Source organism: Streptomyces sp. NPDC000229 (genome assembly GCF_040300825.1).
Taxonomy (GTDB): domain Bacteria; phylum Actinomycetota; class Actinomycetes; order Streptomycetales; family Streptomycetaceae; genus Streptomyces.
This window is the reverse complement of record NZ_JBEPEL010000003.1, coordinates 169,277-189,160: the sequence shown is the minus strand read 5'-3', so window position 1 is coordinate 189,160 and position 19,884 is coordinate 169,277. Positions and strand designations below refer to the sequence as shown.

Annotated in this window: 16 protein-coding genes; 2 read left to right on the top strand and 14 right to left on the bottom strand. The window is 71.1% G+C overall.

All coding sequences use genetic code 11. The annotated features are described in order from the left end of the window. The 11 genes from ABT360_RS03410 to ABT360_RS03360 form a co-directional block, all read right to left on the bottom strand. Positions 1-2,313, bottom strand: coding sequence for an MMPL family transporter (locus tag ABT360_RS03410; RefSeq protein WP_351809947.1), 2,313 nt, complete (start codon positions 2,311-2,313; stop codon positions 1-3). A 191-nt stretch (positions 2,314-2,504) separates the two neighbouring features. Continuing rightward, positions 2,505-4,583, bottom strand: coding sequence for a phosphocholine-specific phospholipase C (locus tag ABT360_RS03405; RefSeq protein ID WP_351809944.1), 2,079 nt, complete (start codon positions 4,581-4,583; stop codon positions 2,505-2,507). A 416-nt stretch (positions 4,584-4,999) separates the two neighbouring features. Beyond that, positions 5,000-6,511, bottom strand: coding sequence for an Asp-tRNA(Asn)/Glu-tRNA(Gln) amidotransferase subunit GatB (gene gatB, locus ABT360_RS03400; protein ID WP_351809941.1), 1,512 nt, complete (start codon positions 6,509-6,511; stop codon positions 5,000-5,002). 16 nt (positions 6,512-6,527) lie between these two features. Then, positions 6,528-6,767 (bottom strand): hypothetical protein, encoded by a 240-nt coding sequence (locus tag ABT360_RS03395; protein ID WP_351809938.1) that lies wholly within the window; start codon positions 6,765-6,767, stop codon positions 6,528-6,530. Then, entirely contained in the window at positions 6,764-8,257 is a 1,494-nt protein-coding gene (gene gatA / locus ABT360_RS03390) for an Asp-tRNA(Asn)/Glu-tRNA(Gln) amidotransferase subunit GatA (RefSeq protein ID WP_351809935.1), read from the bottom strand. Before gatA ends, ABT360_RS03395 begins: the two co-directional genes overlap by 4 nt. Before the next feature lies 1 nt (position 8,258). After that, a complete protein-coding gene (gatC, locus tag ABT360_RS03385) occupies positions 8,259-8,555 on the bottom strand; it encodes an Asp-tRNA(Asn)/Glu-tRNA(Gln) amidotransferase subunit GatC (protein ID WP_016642027.1) in 297 nt (98 codons plus the stop codon). Between the two features lie 477 nt (positions 8,556-9,032). Then, complete coding sequence (locus ABT360_RS03380) at positions 9,033-11,141, bottom strand: putative bifunctional diguanylate cyclase/phosphodiesterase (RefSeq protein WP_351809932.1); 2,109 nt, start codon at positions 11,139-11,141, stop codon at positions 9,033-9,035. Positions 11,142-11,366: 225 nt separating this feature from the next. After that, positions 11,367-13,556: an NAD-dependent DNA ligase LigA gene (gene ligA / locus ABT360_RS03375; protein ID WP_351809929.1), complete on the bottom strand. Its 2,190-nt coding sequence runs from the start codon at positions 13,554-13,556 to the stop codon at positions 11,367-11,369. A gap of 17 nt (positions 13,557-13,573) precedes the next feature. Beyond that, the gene (locus tag ABT360_RS03370) at positions 13,574-14,578 is read right to left on the bottom strand and encodes a methionine synthase (RefSeq protein WP_351809926.1); all 1,005 of its coding nucleotides are present in this window, start codon (positions 14,576-14,578) and stop codon (positions 13,574-13,576) included. Next, positions 14,575-15,264 (bottom strand): SDR family oxidoreductase, encoded by a 690-nt coding sequence (locus tag ABT360_RS03365; protein ID WP_351809923.1) that lies wholly within the window; start codon positions 15,262-15,264, stop codon positions 14,575-14,577. The genes ABT360_RS03370 and ABT360_RS03365 overlap by 4 nt, the downstream gene beginning before the upstream one ends. Positions 15,265-15,292: 28 nt before the next feature. Next, positions 15,293-15,832 (bottom strand): LOG family protein, encoded by a 540-nt coding sequence (locus ABT360_RS03360; RefSeq protein ID WP_351809920.1) that lies wholly within the window; start codon positions 15,830-15,832, stop codon positions 15,293-15,295. Positions 15,833-15,882: 50 nt separating this feature from the next. Between ABT360_RS03360 and ABT360_RS03355 the strand changes: the two genes are divergently transcribed. Together ABT360_RS03355 and ABT360_RS03350 are read left to right on the top strand one after the other, a co-directional pair. Then, entirely contained in the window at positions 15,883-16,206 is a 324-nt protein-coding gene (locus tag ABT360_RS03355; RefSeq protein ID WP_351809917.1) for a DUF427 domain-containing protein, read from the top strand. Between the two features lie 43 nt (positions 16,207-16,249). After that, on the top strand, positions 16,250-17,065 hold the full coding sequence (locus ABT360_RS03350) for an alpha/beta fold hydrolase (RefSeq protein WP_351809914.1): 816 nt from the start codon (positions 16,250-16,252) through the stop codon (positions 17,063-17,065). Between the two features lie 7 nt (positions 17,066-17,072). On the opposite strand, the gene ABT360_RS03345 is transcribed toward ABT360_RS03350, so the two are convergent. The 3 genes from ABT360_RS03345 to ABT360_RS03335 form a co-directional block, all read right to left on the bottom strand. Continuing rightward, complete coding sequence (locus ABT360_RS03345) at positions 17,073-17,552, bottom strand: hypothetical protein (protein WP_351809911.1); 480 nt, start codon at positions 17,550-17,552, stop codon at positions 17,073-17,075. Positions 17,553-17,656: 104 nt separating this feature from the next. Further along, positions 17,657-19,453: an alpha/beta hydrolase gene (locus ABT360_RS03340; protein WP_351809908.1), complete on the bottom strand. Its 1,797-nt coding sequence runs from the start codon at positions 19,451-19,453 to the stop codon at positions 17,657-17,659. Beyond that, positions 19,450-19,845 (bottom strand): hypothetical protein, encoded by a 396-nt coding sequence (locus ABT360_RS03335; protein ID WP_351809905.1) that lies wholly within the window; start codon positions 19,843-19,845, stop codon positions 19,450-19,452. The genes ABT360_RS03340 and ABT360_RS03335 overlap by 4 nt, the downstream gene beginning before the upstream one ends. Positions 19,846-19,884: the final 39 nt, after the last annotated feature.

The following is a 19,884-nucleotide window of genomic DNA, read 5'->3' as shown; positions in this document are numbered from 1 at the left end:
TCAAGGCACGAGCTGTCCGTCGTCGCTCGCGCGCTGCCACGGGATCTTCGCATGATCGGATTCGCGGCACTCGGGATTTTCGATGCTGATGCGCGGCAGGACGCGGTCCAGCCAGCCGGGCAGCCACCAGTTGGCGCCACCGAGCATGTGCATCAGGGCGGGGACCAGGAGCGTACGGAGGACGAACGCGTCGAGGGCCACGGCGGCCGCCAGGCCGATGCCGAACATCGCGATGACCCGGTCCCCGGAGAGGACGAACGCGAGGAAGACGGCGATCATGATGACGGCGGCGGAGTTGATGACCCGGCTGGTCTCGGCGAGGCCGACGCGTACGGCCCGCCGGTTGTCACCGGTCTCCAGCCACTCCTCGTACATCCGGCTGACCAGGAAGACCTGGTAGTCCATGGAGAGCCCGAAGAGCACGGACACCATGATCACCGGCAGGAAGGGTTCGATGGGGCCCGCCCGGCCGAGGCCGAGCAGTTCGCTGCCCATCCCCCACTGGAAGATCGCGACGACGACCCCGAAGGCGGAGGCGACGGCGGCGACGTTCATCAGGGCCGCCTTCAGCGGGATCCCGATCGAACGGAAGGCGACCAGCAGCAGCAGACAGCCCAGGGCGATGACGACGCCCACGAAGAGCGGCAGCTTGCCGATGATGACCTGGGCGAAGTCGTCGTACCCGGCGGTGACGCCGCCGACGTACACGTCGAGGGAGGTGCCGTGCTCGGCGGTCGGCAGGACGTCGTCGCGCAGCCGGTCGACGAGGTCGCTGGTCCGCTGGGACTGCGGGGCGGAGTCCGGTACGACGGTGAGGACGGCCGTGTTGCCGCTGCCGCTGTAGGTGACCGGGCCGACCGTTTCGACGCCGCCCGTGGCGCGCAGGGCGTCGGGGAGCGTGGCGAGGGCGAGCCGGTCGTCGGCGCCGTCGAGCTCGGCGACGAGGGTGAGGGGGCCGTTGACGCCGGGGCCGAAGCCGTCGGCGAGCAGGTCGTAGGCCTTGCGGGTCGTGGAGGAGGCCGGGTTGTTGCCCTGGTCGGAGGTGCCGAGGTGGAGGCCGAACGTGGGCAGCGCGAGGACCAGCATGACGACGGCGGCGACGGCGCCCAGCAGCTTGGGGTGGCGTTCGACGAACGCGGACCAGCGGGCGGCGAACCCGGTCGGCAGCTCGGGCTCCGGGCCGTGCTCGGCGAGCCGGGCGCGCTCGCGGCGCGACAGGGCGCGCATGCCGATGAACGACAGCAGCGCGGGCAGCAGCGTCACGGAGGCGGCGACGGTGAGGACGACGGTGAGGGAGGCCGCGATGGCGACGCCGTTGAGGAAGCCGAGCCGCAGTATCAGCATGCCCAGCAGCGCGATGCAGACCGTGGCGCCGGCGAAGACCACGGCACGGCCGGTGGTGGCGACGGCGTTCCGGGCGGCTTCGGCGACCGGCAGGCCGCGTTTGAGGCCCTTGCGGTGCCGGGTGACGATGAACAGCGCGTAGTCGATGCCGACGCCGAGGCCGATGAGCATGCCGAGCATGGGTGCGAAGTCGGCGACGGTCATGACGTGGCCCAGCAGCCCGATGCCCGCGTAGGCGGTGCCGACGCTGACCAGCGCGGTGGCGATCGGCAGGAGGCTGGCGGCGAGGGAGCCGAAGGCGAGGAAGAGGACCACGGCGGCGACGGCCACGCCGACGATCTCGGCGGTGTGGGAGGTCGGCGCCTCGGTGACCGCGACGGCGCTGCCGCCGAGCTCCACCTGGACCCCGTCGCCCGCCGCCGCGCGGGCGGTGTCGACGACGGCCTGGATCCGGTCGGGCGGGAGCTCGTCGGCGTGCCGGTCGAAGGCGACCGTGGCGTAGGCGGTGCGTCCGTCCTCGCTGATTCGGCCCGGCTCGTAGGCCGGCTCGGAGGGGCCGGTGCCATGGGCCCGGCCCGGGGCCGTGTCAAGGGCGGGGCTCTTGGCGCCGCCCTGGGCCGGGATCTGGGCGGGGGTCGAGGCGTGGTCGTACGGGCCGGTGACGGAGGCGACGCCCGGCAGCTCGGCCACGTCGTCGAGCATCGCCGTCATGCGCTCCTCGACGGCGACCGCGCGGACGCTGCGCTCGGTGGTGTGCCAGACGATGGTGTCGCCGTCGCCGGTCTGGCCCCGGAAGGCCTCGTCGAGGAGGGCTGCGGCGCGCCCGGACTCGGTGCCGGGCACCTCGTAGTCGTTGGAGTACGCGGAACCGGCGATACCGGAGGCCGCCGTGACACCGACCAGGGCGAGAAGCCAGAGCAGGACGGCGGCGAGGCGGTGCGTGATGCACCATCGGGCGATGGCTGCCAACGGGTGTACTCCCTGGGTGGTTCGTGGTCTCTATCGGGGGTTGCCCGTAAAGAACGCATGACCTACGTCCCGCCACTCTGGCAGCCCAAAGAGATCAATTGTCCGTTTCGTGGCGATACTCACAGCCCCCTCGCCACGGTGCGCAGAAGCCCGGGCCAAGGCTCCTGGGCTTCCGCGCCCCACCTGTCCACTCAGCCCGAGACGCTCGCGCGCCCGTTCTCGATGTGGCCCATCAGCCGGCGCCGGAAGCCGTCAGGGCCGGTGACCTCGACGTCGTACCAGCCGTGCGCGTCGGCGGCGGAGTGCACGACCGTACGGCTTCGGCCCGCCTTGACGGTGACCTGCCGCGTCCAGTCACCGAGGTCGGCCTCGTCGACGTAGCCGAGGGCGCGGACGGTGAAGGTGACCGGCCGGTTCCCGGTGGCGGCCAGGGTGAGGGGCAGGTCGCGCTCGTGCGGGTCGATGCGCGAGGTGACCTCGGCGCCGCCCGCCGCCGTGCCGGCGAACTCGCGGCGGAAGCCGTTCGGGCCGGTGATCGTGAAGCGGTACGCGTCACGGGTAAGGGGCACCCTCCATTGCGCCGTGCCCCTTACATCCTGGTGCTGCGGGGCGGTGAACTCCCCCGCGTACGGATACAGCGCGAAGTGGGCGCTCGCCTTTCCGGTGTTGCTGAGCGTGACGGTCAGGCCGCCGTCCTTGAGACGCCCATACGCGTCCGGCTGGTACGGCAGGGGCCGCGCCGGCCGCGTACCGGGTTCCTGGACGGGCATGTGCTGCACCAGCGGCGGCTGCGGGCGCCACCGGCCGGTGAACGGCGGGATGGCGCCGGGCCGCTCCACCTCCGGCTGCGGGCGGCCGCGCCGGAAGTCGAACGCGGACGTCAGATCGCCGGTGGCCTTCCGTCGCCACGACGTGATGTTGGGCTCCCCGACGCCGGTCCAGGCCTCCAGGAAACGGATCACCGAGGTGTGGTCGAAGACCTCGGAGCAGACGTAGCCGCCGACCGTCCACGGCGAGACGACGAGCAGCGGCACGCGGATGCCGAGCCCGGTGGGCAGCCCCTTCCACCGCTCGTCGGTGTTGTCGGCGGGCGGCACGGGCGGCGGGACGTGGTCGAAGAAGCCGTCGTTCTCGTCGTAGTTGATCAGTACGACGGTGTGCCGCCAGACGTCCGGGTGGGAGCCGAGGGCGTCCAGCACCTTGTAGACCAGGGTGGCGGAGGCGATCGGTGAGGACGAGCCGGGGTGCTCGGAGTCGATCGCGGAGGGCACGAGATAGGAGACCTCGGGCAGCGCGCCGGCGGCGACATCGGCCCGGAACGCGTCGGCAAGGGTGCCGGTCTCCACGCGGCGCAGCCCGCGCTCGAACAGCGAGCGCTCCTGGTCGGTGAGCGTGGCCACGCCCTCCTCCAGGGCGGCGAGGAGTGCGGCCCGCTCGGCGGCGTCCCCGGTGTCGCGCACGGCCGCGTAGAAGGACTCCATGTACGTGTGGTCGCCGGTCTTGGCCAGGGCCTTGCGGGCGATCTGCTTGAAGGTGGTGAAGAACTCGATGTTGTTGTCGGTGAAGTTCTCCCACTCCGTGTACGTCTTCCACGTCCGGCCCGCCTTCTCCAGGCGCTCGGCGTAGGTGGGCCACGGGTAGCCGGGGTGGGTGCCCTCCGCGTACGCGGCGTTGGTGACGGCGCGGCTGCCGTCGGCCTCGTACCCCGTCCACCCGCTCCACAGGTGGTTCCGGTTCGGGCTGGTGGAGGTGTGGATCGACGAGTGGTACGCGTCGCAGATCGTGAACGTGTCCGCGAGCTCGTAGTGCAGCGGGATGTCGCGGCGGTCGTAGTACGCCATCGTCGCGGCCGTCTTCGCGGAGACCCAGCCGTCCATCCAGCCGTCGCGCCAGGCCTTGGCTCCGCCGCCCCAGGAGTGGTCGAGGTCTCCGATGTACTGGAGGTCCTTCTTCTGCGTCTCGGCGGCGTCGCGGACGGGGAAGGGCAGGACGGTGCGGCCGAGGGGGCCGGGCTGCTCGAAGACCGGCTTGCCCGAGGGCAGTTCGACGGCGTTGCGGTCACCGAATCCGCGGACGCCGCGCAGGGTGCCGAAGTAATGGTCGAAGGAACGATTCTCCTGCATCAGGATCACCACGTGCCTGACCGCCCGCAGTCCGCCGGAGGGCGGCGCGGCGGCCATCGCCGCCCGCAACGAGGGCGGCAGCAGCGACCCGGCCGCGGCGGCGCCGAGGACGCCTCCACCCAGTGCGAGCATCCTTCGGCGCGACATGTCCGGCTGCCGCGAAATGTCCGGTGACAAGCTCGACCTCCAGTCGACGGCTCAATGGTTCGCCTGTGATCCATTGAGTAGTACGGACGGGACGGTAGTGAGAGCGGGTGTCGACGGAAAGACCTCGCGACGACGGCGTGGTGAATGTCCAAGGGGCGAGGCGAAGAGTCCAAGCGGTTCGCCCGCCTTCGCCCCGCAGTGCCCGGCAACACGGTCTGATCGCCATGGCCACAACACGCCAGATGTGCATGAGCGGCGAACTCGGGGGCAGAAGCACCAACGCTCCCCCCACGGGACGGTACCCGGTCCCCGCCACTCCCCTCCCCCCGGTGGCGGGGACCCCCGGACCATGACGCGGCCCCCGCACCCGAGAACCTCAGGTACGGGGGCCGAGCCGTGCGGACCGTGGGCCGGTGTCAGCCTTCGACGCCGAGCTTCTCCAGGATCAGCTCACGCACGCGGGCCGCGTCCGCCTGGCCCCGGGTGGCCTTCATGACCGCGCCGACCAGGGCACCGGCCGCGGCCACCTTGCCGCCGCGGATCTTGTCCGCGATGGCGGCGTTGGCGGCGATCGCCTCGTCCACGGCCGCGCCCAGCGCGCCCTCGTCCGAGACGACCTTCAGGCCCCGCTTCTCGACGACGGTGTCCGGGTCGCCCTCGCCGGCGAGGACGCCCTCGATCACCTGGCGGGCCAGCTTGTCGTTGAGGTCACCGGACGCGACGAGCTCGGTCACCCGGGCGACCTGCGCCGGGGTGATGGGCAGCGCGTCGAGCGACGTGCCCGACTCGTTGGCGTTCCGGGCCAGTTCGCCCATCCACCACTTACGGGCCTGGTCGGCCGGGGCGCCCGCCTCGGTGGTGGCGACGATCAGGTCGACCGCACCCGCGTTGAGGATGGACTGCATGTCGTGCTCGGAGACGCCCCACTCCTCGCGCAGCCGGTTGCGGCGCACGCGCGGGAGCTCGGGCAGCTCCTGGCGGAGCTGCTCCACCCACTCACGGGACGGGGCGACGGGGACGAGGTCGGGCTCCGGGAAGTACCGGTAGTCCTCGGCCTCCTCCTTCACCCGGCCGGACGTCGTGGAGCCGTCGTCCTCGTGGAAGTGGCGGGTCTCCTGGATGACCGTGCCGCCCGCGTTCAGCACGCCCGCGTGGCGGCTGATCTCGAACCGTACGGCCCGCTCCACCGACCGGAGCGAGTTGACGTTCTTCGTCTCCGAGCGCGTACCGAACTTCTCGGTGCCGTGCGGGCGCAGAGACAGGTTCACGTCGCAGCGCATCTGGCCCATCTCCATGCGGGCCTCCGAGACACCGAGCGCCTTGATGAGCTCACGCAGCTCGGCGACGTACGCCTTGGCGACCTCGGGGGCACGCTCGCCGGCGCCGGTGATCGGTTTGGTGACGATCTCGATCAGCGGGATGCCGGCGCGGTTGTAGTCCAGCAGCGAGTGCGAGGCGCCGTGGATACGGCCGGTCGCACCGCCCACGTGGGTGGACTTGCCGGTGTCCTCCTCCATGTGGGCGCGCTCGATCTCCACGCGGAAGACCTCGCCGTCCTCCAGCTGGACGTCCAGATAGCCGTTGAAGGCGATCGGCTCGTCGTACTGCGAGGTCTGGAAGTTCTTCGGCATGTCCGGATAGAAGTAGTTCTTCCGGGCGAAGCGGCACCACTCGGCGATCTCACAGTTCAGCGCGAGACCGATCTTGATGGCGGACTCGACGCCGACCGCGTTCACGACCGGGAGCGAGCCGGGCATGCCGAGGCAGGTGGGGCAGGTCTGCGAGTTGGGCTCGGCGCCCAGCTCGGTGGAACAGCCGCAGAACATCTTGGTCTTGGTGCCGAGTTCGACGTGCACCTCGAGCCCCATGACGGGGTCGTAGGCGGCGAGGGCGTCCTCGTACGACACCAGCTCAGTGATGACGGTCACGGTGAAACTTTCCCTCTCAGCCGAACAGGACGTCGTCGTCACCGACGCGCTTCAGCTCGCGCACCAGGATGGCGAGACCGGTCGCGATCGCGGCGGCGGACACGACGGCGTCCAGCAGCAGAAGCGTGTCGCTCTCGCCACGCGCCTTCCGGACCTGCTTGATCACGCTGAGCGCGCCGAAGGCGGTGGTGCCGATGGACAGATACGTTCCGGCCCGGGACTTCCTGAAGCCCTTGGCCTTGGTCAGTGCACTCACAGCGACGGAGCCTCCTCAAGCAGCGGGTGGCCCCAGCGTGCCACGAAGGCGGCCTCGACGGCCGCGCCGACCTTGTAGAGACGGTCGTCCTTCATGGCGGGGGCGATGATCTGCAGACCGACCGGCAGGCCGTCCTCCGGCGCCAGGCCGCACGGCAGCGACATGGCGGCGTTGCCGGCCAGGTTGGTCGGGATGGTGCACAGGTCGGCGAGGTACATCGCCATCGGGTCGTCGGCACGCTCGCCGATCGGGAAGGCGGTGGTCGGGGTCGTCGGGGAGACGATCACGTCGACCTGCTCGAAAGCCTTCTCGAAGTCCTGGGTGATGAGCGTCCGGACCTTCTGCGCACTGCCGTAGTACGCGTCGTAGTAGCCGGAGCTGAGCGCGTACGTACCGAGCATGATGCGGCGCTTGACCTCGTCGCCGAAGCCGGCCTCACGCGTCAGCGCGGTGACGTCCTCGGCGGACTTCGTGCCGTCGTCGCCGACGCGCAGGCCGTAGCGCAGGCCGTCGAACCGGGCGAGGTTCGAGGAGCACTCGGACGGGGCGATCAGGTAGTACGCCGACAGCGCCAGGTCGAAGGACGGGCAGTCCAGCTCGACGATCTCGGCGCCCAGCTCCTTCAGCAGCTCGACGGACTCGTTGAACCGCTGGACCACGCCGGCCTGGTAGCCCTCGCCGCGGAACTGCTTGACGACGCCGACCCGCATCCCCTGCACGGAGCCGTTCCGCGCGGCCTCGACGACCGGCGGGACGGGCGCGTCGATGGACGTCGAGTCCATCGGGTCGTGGCCCGCGACGACCTCGTGGAGCAGTGCCGCGTCCAGGACCGTACGGGCACAGGGCCCGCCCTGGTCGAGGCTGCTGGAGAACGCCACCATGCCGTAGCGGGAGACACCGCCGTACGTCGGCTTGACGCCGACCGTGCCGGTGACGGCCGCGGGCTGGCGGATGGAGCCGCCGGTGTCGGTGCCGATGGCGAGCGGGGCCTCGTACGCCGCGAGAGCCGCGCTGGAGCCGCCTCCCGAGCCGCCCGGGATCCGGGTCAGGTCCCAGGGGTTGCCGGTCGGGCCGTAGGCGCTGTTCTCGGTCGACGACCCCATGGCGAACTCGTCCATGTTGGTCTTGCCGAGGATGACGACATCGGCGCCGCGCAGCTTGGTGACGAGCGTCGCGTCGTACGGCGGGAGCCAGCCCTCCAGGATCTTCGAACCGACGGTCGTCGGCATGTCCTGGGTGGTGAAGATGTCCTTGAGCGCGAGCGGTACGCCGGCGAGCGGACCGAGCTTCTCGCCCTTGGCCCGCTTCTCGTCGACGGCGCGCGCCTGGGCGAGGGCGCCCTCGCGGTCGACGTGCAGGAAGGCGTGGACCTTCTCGTCGACGGCCTCGATGCGGGCCAGGTGGGCCTCGGTGACCTCGACGGCGGTGAGCTCGCCGGAGGCGATCTTCTCCGCGATCTCGGCGGCGGTGAGCTTGATGATGTCCGTCATGTCAGTCCTCCCCCAGGATCTGCGGCACCTTGAAACGCTGCTGCTCCTGGGCGGGCGCACCGGAGAGCGCCTGCTCGGGGGTGAGCGAGGGACGGACCTCGTCCGCGCGCATGACGTTGGTCAGCGGCAGCGGGTGGGAGGTCGGGGGTACGTCTTGGTCGGCGACCTCGGAGACGCGGGCGACCGCGCCGATGATGTCGTCGAGCTGTCCGGCGAAGTGGTCGAGCTCTTCGTCCTTCAGCTCAAGACGTGCCAGCCGGGCGAGGTGGGCGACCTCCTCGCGCGTGATGCCAGGCATGCAGCGATCCTCAGGGGTGAGTGTGATGGTTTTGGCCCAATCCTATGGGGCGGGGCGCTCTACCCGTTAAACGGTTGGCCGCGGGGCCCTCGCGCCTCCGGCCGGGGCAGGGCCGCGCCCACCACCCACCGACCCGCACACGCCCTCCGGCCAGGGCGGGGCCGCGCCGGGATCGGCGGCGCGATACGGCGCCGGCACCGGGCGGGCACCCCGCCGACCGCGAGGGGTAGCCCGGAGGGGCCCCACCACCGGCGGCATCCGCCCCGGGGACGGGCACTGCCCCAGGGGGAACCGGGAACAGGCACCGCCCCGGTCCGTTGTGCCCACCCTCCCCCAGGCTCTCGGCTTCGCTCGAGCAGGGGGACCCCCATCGCCCTGCGGAACGACTGCCCACAAAGGGGGGCGAAGCCTGCGGGGCGACTGCCCACCACGGGGGGAACCCACCCACCGGACGACCCGCCCGGGGCGGGGCGGGACTTACTGCACCACCTGGTCCGCGTCCTGGGGCGCGGGGGGCAGTTCACGCGGCGGGCGGTGCCAGCCGGCCTCGCCGCGGGCGCGGAGCCAGGCCGTCGTCTCGGCCGGCGGCATCGCGGCGGCGACCAGCCATCCCTGGACCGCGTCGCAGCCCAGGTCCCGCAGCCGCTCCCAGGTCTCGTCGTCCTCGACCCCCTCGGCCACCACGAGCAGGCCCAGCGAGTGGGCCAGGTCGACGGTGCAGCGGACGATCTCGGCGTCCTCGTTGTCGATCGCGAGGCGGGCCACGAACGAGCGGTCGATCTTCAGTTCGCTCACCGGGAGCCGCCTCAGGTGGACCAGGGACGAGTACCCGGTCCCGAAGTCGTCGAGGGACATCTTCACGCCGTGTCCGGTGAGTCCCGCCAGGGTGTCGGCGGCGCGCTGCGGGTCCTCCAGCAGGACGTGCTCCGTTATCTCGAGCTGGAGGGCGCCCGCCGGGACCCCGTGGCGGGCCAGCCGCGCGGCGACCGCGCCGGCGAAGCCGGGGGTGTGGACGTCGCGGGGCGAGACGTTCACCGCGACGGGGACGTTCAGGCCCTGGGCGCGCCACTTGGCGACCTGGCCGAGCGCCGTCTCCAGGACGTACTCCGTGAGGTGCGGCATCAGCCCGGAGGACTCGGCGATGGCGATGAACTCGTCGGGCGGGACCTTCCCGCGCTCGGGGTGCACCCAGCGCACCAGCGCCTCCAGCCCGGCCACGTGCCCGTCGAAGCGGACCTTGGGCTGGTAGTGCAGCTCCACGTCGCCGGCGTCCAGGGCGCGCCGCAGGTCGCCTAGGAGGCCGAGCCGGTCGGGGGTGTTGGAGTCGCGCTTCGACTCGTACACCTCGACGCCCGTGCGGTCCCGCTTGGCCTGGTACATGGCGACGTCGGCGCGCTGGAGCAGCCCTTCGGCGTCCAGCGCGTGGTCGGGGAAGACGGCGACTCCCGCGCTGGCCTCCAGGACGAGGGTGAGGCCGTCGAGGTCGAGCGGCGAGGACAGCTCGGCGGCGAGCTGCCGGGCCACCCGCTGGGCGCTGGTGGTGGAGTCGACGGCCGGCAGGAGTACGGCGAACTCGTCGCCGCCGAGCCGGGCGGCCTCCGCGCCGCGCGGCAGCGCCAGCCGCAGCCGGTCGGCGATCTGGAGCAGCAGCCGGTCGCCGGCCAGGTGACCGAGCGTGTCATTGACCGACCGGAAACGATCGAGGTCGATCAGCACCAGGGCAGCCCTGACGCCCTCGCCCTCCGCCTCCTCCAGCGCGGACCAGGTCCGCTCCAGCAGCCACTGCCGGTTGGGCAGTCCGGTCAGCGGGTCGCGCAACTGCTCCTCGGCCCGCGCGCGGGCGATCCAGAGCGTCGAGTCCAGGGCGATCAGCGGTACGGCGAACAGCGGCAGCACCACCGGCAGGGCCACGGCCACGACGCAGATCAGCGGCGCGATGCCGAGCAGCGCGACCGCCACGAGTCCCTGCCGCAGCAGCGCCGTGCGGGCGGCCGTGGGCAGCCCGCCGTTCTGCGGGGCCAGCGTGTACCACAACAGCAGCCGGGTCACCACCAGATACGCGGCGGCCGCCAGTGCCACTTCCGGTACGGCCTCGATCCCCCATTCGAGGGGCCGCCATGGTTGTTCGACCGTCGGTACGTCCCCGAACACGGCGAGGACCAGGGCCGCCGCTCCGATGCCGAGGATGTCCGCCGCGCCGTGCAGCAGCCCCTGCCGCCAGCGGTGCCGCCGCGCCACGCCGACCAGGACGACGACGGCAAGGCTGACCAGTCCGGCAGGCACCCAGCCGTACAGGAGCAGGACGGCGAGGGTGAGCGCGGCACCGGAGCCCGTGCCGCCCCACCAGCGGTCGCGGCCGAGGGCGACCAGGTGGCCGACGACGATGCCGGTGAGCACCGCGAGCGACCAGCCCGCCGTGGAGCCGGGGAAGAGCGCGTGGCCGCCGCTCACGGCGCCGTACAGCCCGGCGGTGAGGACGAAGGCGGCGACGGCCACGACGATGTCCGGGAGCCTGGAGGCGATGCCCGTGCACGCCGCGTACGCACGCGGCCGTGAGACCGGGGCGGCACTCTCGGTCGGTTTCATTCCGTCCCTCTCACAGCCGGCGGTGCCGTTGCCACGCGATGGCCCGTTGTCATGTCGGCCCGGCCGGAATCAACCCCCGGCCGGGCACGACAGGCGCCGTCTCAACAGTAGGCCGCAGAAGGCTTCGACGGGCAGCGCTCTACTGGTCTTGCCCGAATGCGACCCGGCCACCCTTATCCATCTGGTATGCGCTGAACGGGTGACGTTTTTCCGTCGTTCCCCGGCCTACTGTTCGAGCGGGACCGCCGCCTCGCGCGCCGCCTCCGGACCCTGTTCGAGCAGCACACGGAAGCCGTCCTCATCGAGAACCGGAACCTTCAGCTGCATCGCCTTGTCGTACTTGGAACCGGGGTTGTCACCGACAACCACGAAGGCGGTCTTCTTCGAAACGGAACCGGTCACTTTCGCTCCGAGGCTCTGGAGGGCCTCTTTTGCGCCATCCCTGGTGTGCTTCTCCAGGGTGCCGGTGACGACGACGGTCAACCCCTCCAGGGGGCGCGGCCCTTCGTCCTCGCCCGAGCTCTCCTCCTCCATCCGCACCCCGGCCGCCCGCCACTTACGCAGGATCTCCCGGTGCCAGTCCTCCTCGAACCACTGCTTGAGCGAGGCCGCGATGGTCGGGCCCACGCCCTCGACGGCCGCCAGCTCCTCCTCGCTCGCCTGCTCGATGCGGTCGATGGAGCGGAACTCGCGCGCCAGCGCCTCCGCCGCCACCGGCCCGACGTGACGGATCGACAGACCGGTGATGATCCGCGCCAGCGGCCGCTCCTTGGCCGCCGCGATGTTCTCCAGCATGGCCAGCGCGTTCTTCCGCGGCTCGCCCTGCTGGTTGGCGAAGACCGTGACGATCTTCTCCTCGCCGGTCTTGGGGTCCCGCTTCGGCAGGCCGCTGTCCTGGTCCAGGACGTACGCCTTGATGGGCAGCAACTGCTCGATGGTCAGGTCGAACAGGTCGCCCTCGTCCACCAGCGGCGGCTCGGCCGGCTCCAGGGGCTTGGTCAGCGCGGCGGCCGCCACATAGCCGAAGTTCTCGATGTCGAGGGCCCTGCGGCTGCCCAGGTAGAAGAGACGCTCACGCAGCTGCGCCGGGCAGGTACGGCCGTTCGGGCAGCGCAGGTCGACGTCGCCCTCCTTCATGGGCCGCAGGGCCGTCCCGCACTCGGGGCACTCGGCGGGCATGACGAACTCCCGCTCCGTGCCGTCCCGCAGGTCCGCGACCGGCCCGAGGATCTCCGGGATGACGTCACCGGCCTTGCGGAGCACCACCGTGTCGCCGATGAGGACGCCCTTGGCCTTCACCACGTCCTGGTTGTGCAGGGTGGCGAACTCGACCTCCGAGCCGGCGACCGTGACCGGCTCCACCTGCGCGTACGGCGTCACCCGGCCCGTCCGGCCCACACCCACCCGGATGTTGACCAGCTTGGTGTTGACCTCCTCCGGCGCGTACTTCCAAGCGATCGCCCAGCGCGGCGCCCGCGAGGTGGAACCGAGCCGGCCCTGGAGCGGGATCTCGTCGAGCTTGACGACCACGCCGTCGATCTCGTGCTCCACCGAGTGGCGGTTCTCACCGAAATACGCGATGAACTCCCGCACGCCGGCGATGTCGTCGACCACCTTGTTGTGCCGGGCCGTCGGCAGGCCCCACTCGCGCAGCAGGTCGTACGCCTCCGACAGCCGGGTGATCTCCAGGCCGTCGCGCGCGCCGATGCCGTGCACCACCATGTGCAGCGGGCGGGTGGCGGTGACCTTCGGATCCTTCTGGCGCAGGGAACCGGCCGCCGCGTTGCGCGGGTTGGCGAAGGGCTTGTCACCGGCCTCCACCAAGCGGGCGTTGAGCTCCTCGAACTTCTCCATCGGGAAGTAGACCTCACCGCGGATCTCGACGAGGTCCGGGATCCGGTCGCCCCTCAGCCGGTCGGGCACGTCCGAGATGGTGCGGATGTTCGGCGTGATGTCCTCGCCCGTGCGGCCGTCGCCGCGGGTGGCCGCGCGCGTGAGGCGCCCCTTCTCGTACGTCAGGTTCACGGCGAGGCCGTCGACCTTGAGCTCGCACAGGAAGTGGTACTCCGAGGTGCCGACCTCCTTGGCGACGCGGTCCGCCCAGCCGGCCAGCTCCTCGTCGTCGAAGGCGTTGTCCAGCGACAGCATCCGCTCGCGGTGCTGGACGGCCGTGAACTCCGTCGCGTACGACCCGGCGACCTTCTGGGTCGGCGAGTCGGGCGTACGGAGCTCCGGATACTCCTCCTCCAGGGCCTCCAGCGAGCGCAGCAGCTTGTCGAACTCGGCGTCGCTGATGACCGGCTGGTCCTTCACGTAGTACCGGAAGCGGTGCTCCTCGACCTGCTCGGCCAGCTGCGCGTGCTTGTCCCGTGCCTCCGCCGGCACGACGTCCTGCTGTTCGACAGCCACCGTCATTCCTCCCGTTACTGACGTCACTCAGGGTTGTCCGCGAGCGATCTCGCCGCCCTGACGCAGTGGGCGAGCGCGGCGCGGGCATACGCGGGCGAAGCGCCCGCCAGCCCGCACGACGGGGTGACCACCAGCGACTCGGCGAGAGTCCCCGGATTCAGCCCCAGCCTGCGCCACAGCGTCCTGACACCCATGACGCTACCGGCAGGGTCTGACAATGGAACGTCGGTCGACTCGACGACGCCCACCAACAGCCTCGTGCCGCCCTCGACCGCCTCACCGATCTGCTCCTCGTCACGCTCCGTGAGCAGACCGAAATCGAACGAGATGCCCGCCGCGCCCGCGCGCCGCAGCAGCGCGAACGGCACGTCCGGGGCGCACGAGTGCACGATCACCGGACCCTCGTTCACCGCCACCACGTCCCTGAGCGTGCTCTCCACGACCTGCCGGTCCACCGCCCGGTACGTGCGGTAGCCGCTCGCGGTCCGCACCTGCCCGGTCAGTACTGCGGTGAGGGACGGCTCGTCGAGCTGGAGGGCCACCCGCGCCCCGGGCACCCGGCGGCGTACCTCCGCGAGGTGGGCGCGCAGCCCCTCCGCCAGCGAGGCCGCCAGGTCCCGGCAGGCGCCGGGGTCGCCGAGGACCGCCTCGCCGCCCCGCAGCTCCAGGGCGGCGGCCAGCGTCCACGGCCCCACGGCCTGTACCTTCAGGAGCCCCTCGTACCCTTGCGTGAACTCCTCCAGGGCGTCGAGGTCCTCCCCCATCCAGGACCTGGCCCGCCGGGTGTCGCGGCCCGGCCGGTCGCTGATCCGCCAGCCGCTCGGCTCGACGTGCGCGTACATCTCCACCAGCAGCCCGATGGTCCGCCCGATCATGTCGGCGCCCGGTCCTCGCGCGGGCAGCTCCGCCAGGTACGGGAAGTCCTCGAAGGTCCCTGTGACGGCCTTGGCGGCCTCCCGCGCGTCGCCGCCCGGCATGGACCCGACACCGGTGGCCGGGCCCCAGCTGAAGTCGTCGGTGTCGTTCATCGTCCGGGCCGCACCGTCAGGTCGTTGATCTCCGCGTCGCGCGGCAGGTCGATGGCGGTCAGGATCGCCGTGGCGACCGACTCGGGGTCGATCCAGCGGGAGGCGTCGTACTCCTTGCCCTCCTGCTGGTGCACCTTGGCCTGCATGGGGCTCGCCGTACGGCCCGGGTAGACGGACGTGACGCGTACGCCATTGCCGTGCTCCTCATGGCGCAGCGAGTCGGCCAGTGCCTTGAGGCCGTGCTTGGAGGCGGCGTAGGCGGACCATTCGGCGTGCGCGTTCAGACCTGCGCCGGAGTTGACGAACACCACGTGCCCCTGGGAGACCCGCAGTTGCGGCAGGAGCAACCGGGTGAGCTCGGCGGGGGCGATGAGGTTCACGTCCAGCTGGCTCCGCCAGGCCTTGGTGGTGAGGTCGCCGACCCGCCCGAGGTCGACGACGCCCGCGATGTGCAGCAGCGAGTCGAGCCGGTCCGGAAGGGTCTGGTGGGAGAAGGCCCAGGAGAGCCGGTCGGGGTTGGCGAGGTCGCCGACGAGGGTGCGGGCACCCGGATAGGTGTCGGCCAGTTCCTTGGCGCGCCCGGCGTCGCGGGCCAGCAGGACGAGGTCGTCGCCCCGCTCGTGCAGGCGGCGGGCGACGGCCGCGCCGATGCCGGAACCCGCCCCGGTGATCATGTGTGTAGCCATACGGGTCATGCTCGCATCCGGACGGCGGCTACCGGATCCCGGCGCTCTCCTCCAGGTACGCGAGCGCCGAAACCCCGTCCTCCGCGAAGAACACCAGGTCGGTCAGCGGCAGCGGCAGGAAGCCTTCGGCCTCCATGCGCCGGAACTGCTCCTTGAGCCCGTCGTAGAACCCCGCCGCGTTGAGCAGCACCACGGGCTTGGTGTGCTTGCCGTGCTTCTTCAGCTCCAGGATCTCGGTGGCCTCGTCGAGGGTGCCGGTGCCGCCGACCATGATGACGACCGCGTCCGACTTGGCGAGCATCAGCGCCTTCCGCTCGGCGAGGTCCTTGGCGAAGACCATCTCGTAGGCGTCGGTCCGCGCCTTGGCGGCCAGGAAGTCCACGGACACGCCGACGATCCGGCCGCCCGCCTCCTGGACGCCGTCCGCCACGACCTTCATCAGGCCCGAGTCGCTCCCGCCCCACACCAGGGTGTGGCCGCCCTTGCCGAGCAGTCCGGCGAACTCGCGGGCGGGAGCGGTGTAGCGCTCGTCGAGGTCGGCGGCGGACAGGAAGACACAAATGTTCATGATGCAACCATAGGGGGAATCGCGCGCCCGGCGCGGCTGTTGGACCGACCATGACGACAGGACACCGCATCACCATCGAACAGAGCACCGACCTTGTACGCGTGGTCCACGACGGTCATGTGATCGCGGAGAGCCGACGGCCACTGGTGCTGCGCGAGACGGGCTGTCCCGTGCGCTACTACCTGCCCACGGCGGACGTCCGGATGGACCTGCTGTCCCCGTCGGAGACGCACACGTACTGCCCGTTCAAGGGCACAGCGTCCTATTGGTCGCTGGACGGGGCCAAGGACGCGGTGTGGGCGTACTCCGACCCCAAGCCGGAGGTCGCGGAGATCAAGGACCACCTGTGTTTCTACGAAACACAGGTGGTGTGACGGCGAGCGATGAGTTCCACGCCCGGCGCCGGTCTGTCTCCTCATGGACAACCTCGGTGGAACGACCACGTCGGACGACGGCACCCCCCTCGCGTACGAGCGGCGCGGCGACGGCCCGCCACTGGTCCTGGTGAGCGGAGCACTGTGCACGGGCGCCAGTGAGGCACGCCTCGCCGAGCTGCTGGCGCCGCACTTCGCCACGTACACCTACGACCGGCGGGGCCGGGGCGACAGCGGGGACGCGGATCGTTACGCCGTGGAGCACGAGGTCGAGGACCTGGCGGCGGTGATCGACACGGCGGGCGGAAGCGCGGCCGTGCACGGCATGTCGTCCGGCGGCGCGCTCGCACTGGAGGCGGCGGCGGCCGGGCTGCCGATCACCCGGCTGTCGGTGTACGAACCGCCCTACCGCACCGACCCGGCGGGCTGCGAGGCCTTCACCGCACAGACCGGGCGGCTGACGCGGCTGCTCGCGGACGGCCGGCGCGGTGACGCGCTCACGCTCTTCATGTCCGAGACCCCGCCCCCGGAACTCGCCGGCCTGCGCGCCTCGCCCCTGTGGCCCGCGCTGGAAGCCCTGGCCCCCACCCTGCCGTACGACCACGCCGTGCTCGGCGACGGCCGGCTGCCCGCCGAGCGCCTGTCCACCCTCACCACGCGCGTACTGGTCATCCACGGCGGCGCGAGCCCGGCCTGGCTGCGCGACACCGCCCGCGCGGTGGCCCACGCCCTTCCGAACGCCCGCCACAGCACGCTGACGGGCCAGACCCACTCGGTGGCCCCGCAGGTCCTGGCGCCGTCGCTGGTGGACTTCTTCGGCGACGGCGGCGGCAACGGCGGGGGTGGCAACGGCAACTGAGTGCGGCTCAGGAGGACGGCGAGGGTGTACTGGGGACGGGCGTCTCGGCGGACCAGAACGCGGAACGGACGTTGGGGGTGGGGATCTGCCCGAGGGGGTAGGCGGGGCCGTTGGGTTCGGAGGTGGGCTCGGCGACGTCCGACTTCGTTACGCAGGGGGTGATCACTTCGAAGTGCGCTTGCCCCTTGTAACCCACGTCCAAGGCCAGCTGAAATCCGTCAGAGGACCTGGCGAAGATCGCCGGCATCTCTTGATCCCGGTTCACCGAAGTGATGGTGTAGCCGCTCTTCCTCCAGAACCGCTCAACCACGCCCAGGAAACTTCCCCGCCTTTGCTCAGAAATGATCGTCGTCACCATCCGCCGACGATTCACATTGCAACTGCCCGCTGTTGTGACGTGGTGGGCCCACTGAACCTCAGGCACCACAGCATTGACCGTGGCATCCAGCATGGCATCGGCCTGCTCCGCTGCTTGCTGCATGTCCATCTCTTCGGCTCCTCCAGCTCCAGAACTCCCGCCAACAAGGCCACACCCGACGATCAGCGGCCCGATCAACAGAGCCGCTACGGGAGTCACGCGCCGCATTGCTGTCATCGCCATTCCTCCGTGGTGATTTTGTCGGGTCTGCCACCGACGATTCTGGCGATGTTGCTCGCCGACTCTGCGTCCAGCGTCGGGTCGAAGTACTGCGAGTGGGCATCCATCAGCCCCAGCCGCATCCCTTCCGACGCGCTGACACCCGCGAACGGAGGCCCGGGATCGACCTTGAAGCGCTGGGCGCCGAAGGCCTCACTCGCCGGATCCTTGCCGAAGTAGTTGTCATCGTTCCCTCGGTCGACGACGTCACCGTAGAAGAGCGAGCCGACTGGGCCGCCGAAAGCCATCTCACCCTTCGTCGGAGCCCTGGTGACCAGATCGTTGTCGGCCGCGCCGACGAATACGTGGTTCGCGGCGACACCGAGATCTCCCGCCTTCTCCACACCCACACCCGGGCTTCCGAGCAGAATCACGTCGTCGACTCCAGGAATCCCTCCGGACTGTTTGGCCGCCGTGCCGACGGTGTACGAGCCGTAGGAGTGACCGATCGCCGTGAGGTGCGGGTCGTGGTTGGTGTTCGTCGCTTCCAGTCCCGCCATGAACTGGTTGTACGCGGGAGCTCCTCTGCGCGCGTCACCGTCGGTCATGACGTCTCCGAACTGGGGGGCGTCGTAACCCAGCCAGATGATGGACGCGCTCGACGGATCCACCCTCCGCGCGCCGATAGCCGTGTCCTCCGCCCGTTTCATCGTGTCCTCGACGAACTCGCCGTTCAGCTTCGTGCCGAGGCCCGGCACGTACGCCGACACGTTCCGCGAGGTGTCCGGGTTGCCGTAGGCGACGATCGCGCGGCCGTTGCCCTCGTCGCCGATGCCCAGCAGGTACATGGGCGGGACGCTCGGTTCGGTGAGGCGGTCCTGGATCAGGCGGAGCGCTTCCAGCTTGGTGCGCGAGTCGTCGTCGTGCCGCCGTGCCAGCTCGTCGATGAGCACGGGCAGATGGTTCCGGTTCGCCTCGTCGCGTACCGCCGCCGGGAGACCGTCCAGGCCGCCGATCAGGTCCGGGGCGACGTCGATGTACTCGCGGCGCTGCTCCTCGGGGAGGCCGTCCCACCAGGCCTTGAGTTCGGCGGGCGACCGGTCGGCAGGGATGCCGCCGCCGAGGTGCCGCCCCGCTGCCGCGCGGACGCCCGCGGTGTCGCGGGCGGCGTCGGCGAGGGTGGCGGCGGTGACGTCCAGGCCCTTCGCCGCCTTGAGCCGGTCCAGCGTCTCGGCGTACGTGCGGTCGATGTCCGCGGCCTCGCTGACGGCGCGGGCGATGCGGTCCGCGATGGCTTGGGCCTTCTCCGCGTTCGGGTTGAGCGGCTTCACCGTCGGGGGCGGGCCGGACAGGCCCGGGGCCTGATCCAGGGGCAGGCGGGCGTCACCACGGACGTGGCCGCCCGGGGTGGAGATCTCACCCGCAAGGGTGGCCGTAGTGGCGGCCGGGAAGCTGACGGAGCCGTCCTCGTGGACGGTGAACCGCAGCTCGGCCGCCTCGTCCAGGGCCTGCCGCAACTGCCGCTGGGGTACCGCCAGATCGGCCGCCAGGGCGTTCAGGGTCGTACGGATCAGGCCGCACTCGGTGTGCAGGTACTGGTAGTTGCGGCTCAACCGCTGGAGGCGGACGAGGGCCGCCGCCGCGGACCGGCTCTCCTGTGTCTCCCGCAGCCGCGCCGTCATCAGGCGGTCCACACGAACGCGGTCCGAACCGGACCGGCCGGACACCTCGTGCCACGCGTCGCCCGCGCCCTCCAGCGCGGTCGGCCGCAGGTCCCGCAGGAGTCGCCACGTCAGGGTGGTGCCGCTCACCGCTGCCGGCCGCCCTCCGGGACGGCGTGGAATGAGTGCCCGACCTCCATGTCGGTCTCACCCATCTCCTTGGCGACCTTCGACAGGGCCCCGGTCAGGTACGCACACTCGTCCCGTACCGCGGCGAGGCGTTCCTCCCAGGAGGTCAGCACGGCCCGTAAGGAGGTCACGGACGTCAGCCCCGCCACCGCGGCCCCGACGCCCTCGTGGCCGGTGCTCAGCGAGCGGCGACCAATCTCGGTCCGGACCCGCAACTCATCGGCGGCGCCGGACGCCTTGGTCCAGGGCCCGCCGCTGTGCTGCAGCGCGCCGTGCCCCGGCGCAAGGTCGAGCAGTTCTTGCCAGCGCTGCGTATACGTCACGTACGTCATCCCCCGCACGTCGATGGTCACGCACAGCGACGCACTGTGCGCGCGGCGACGTTAGCGCAG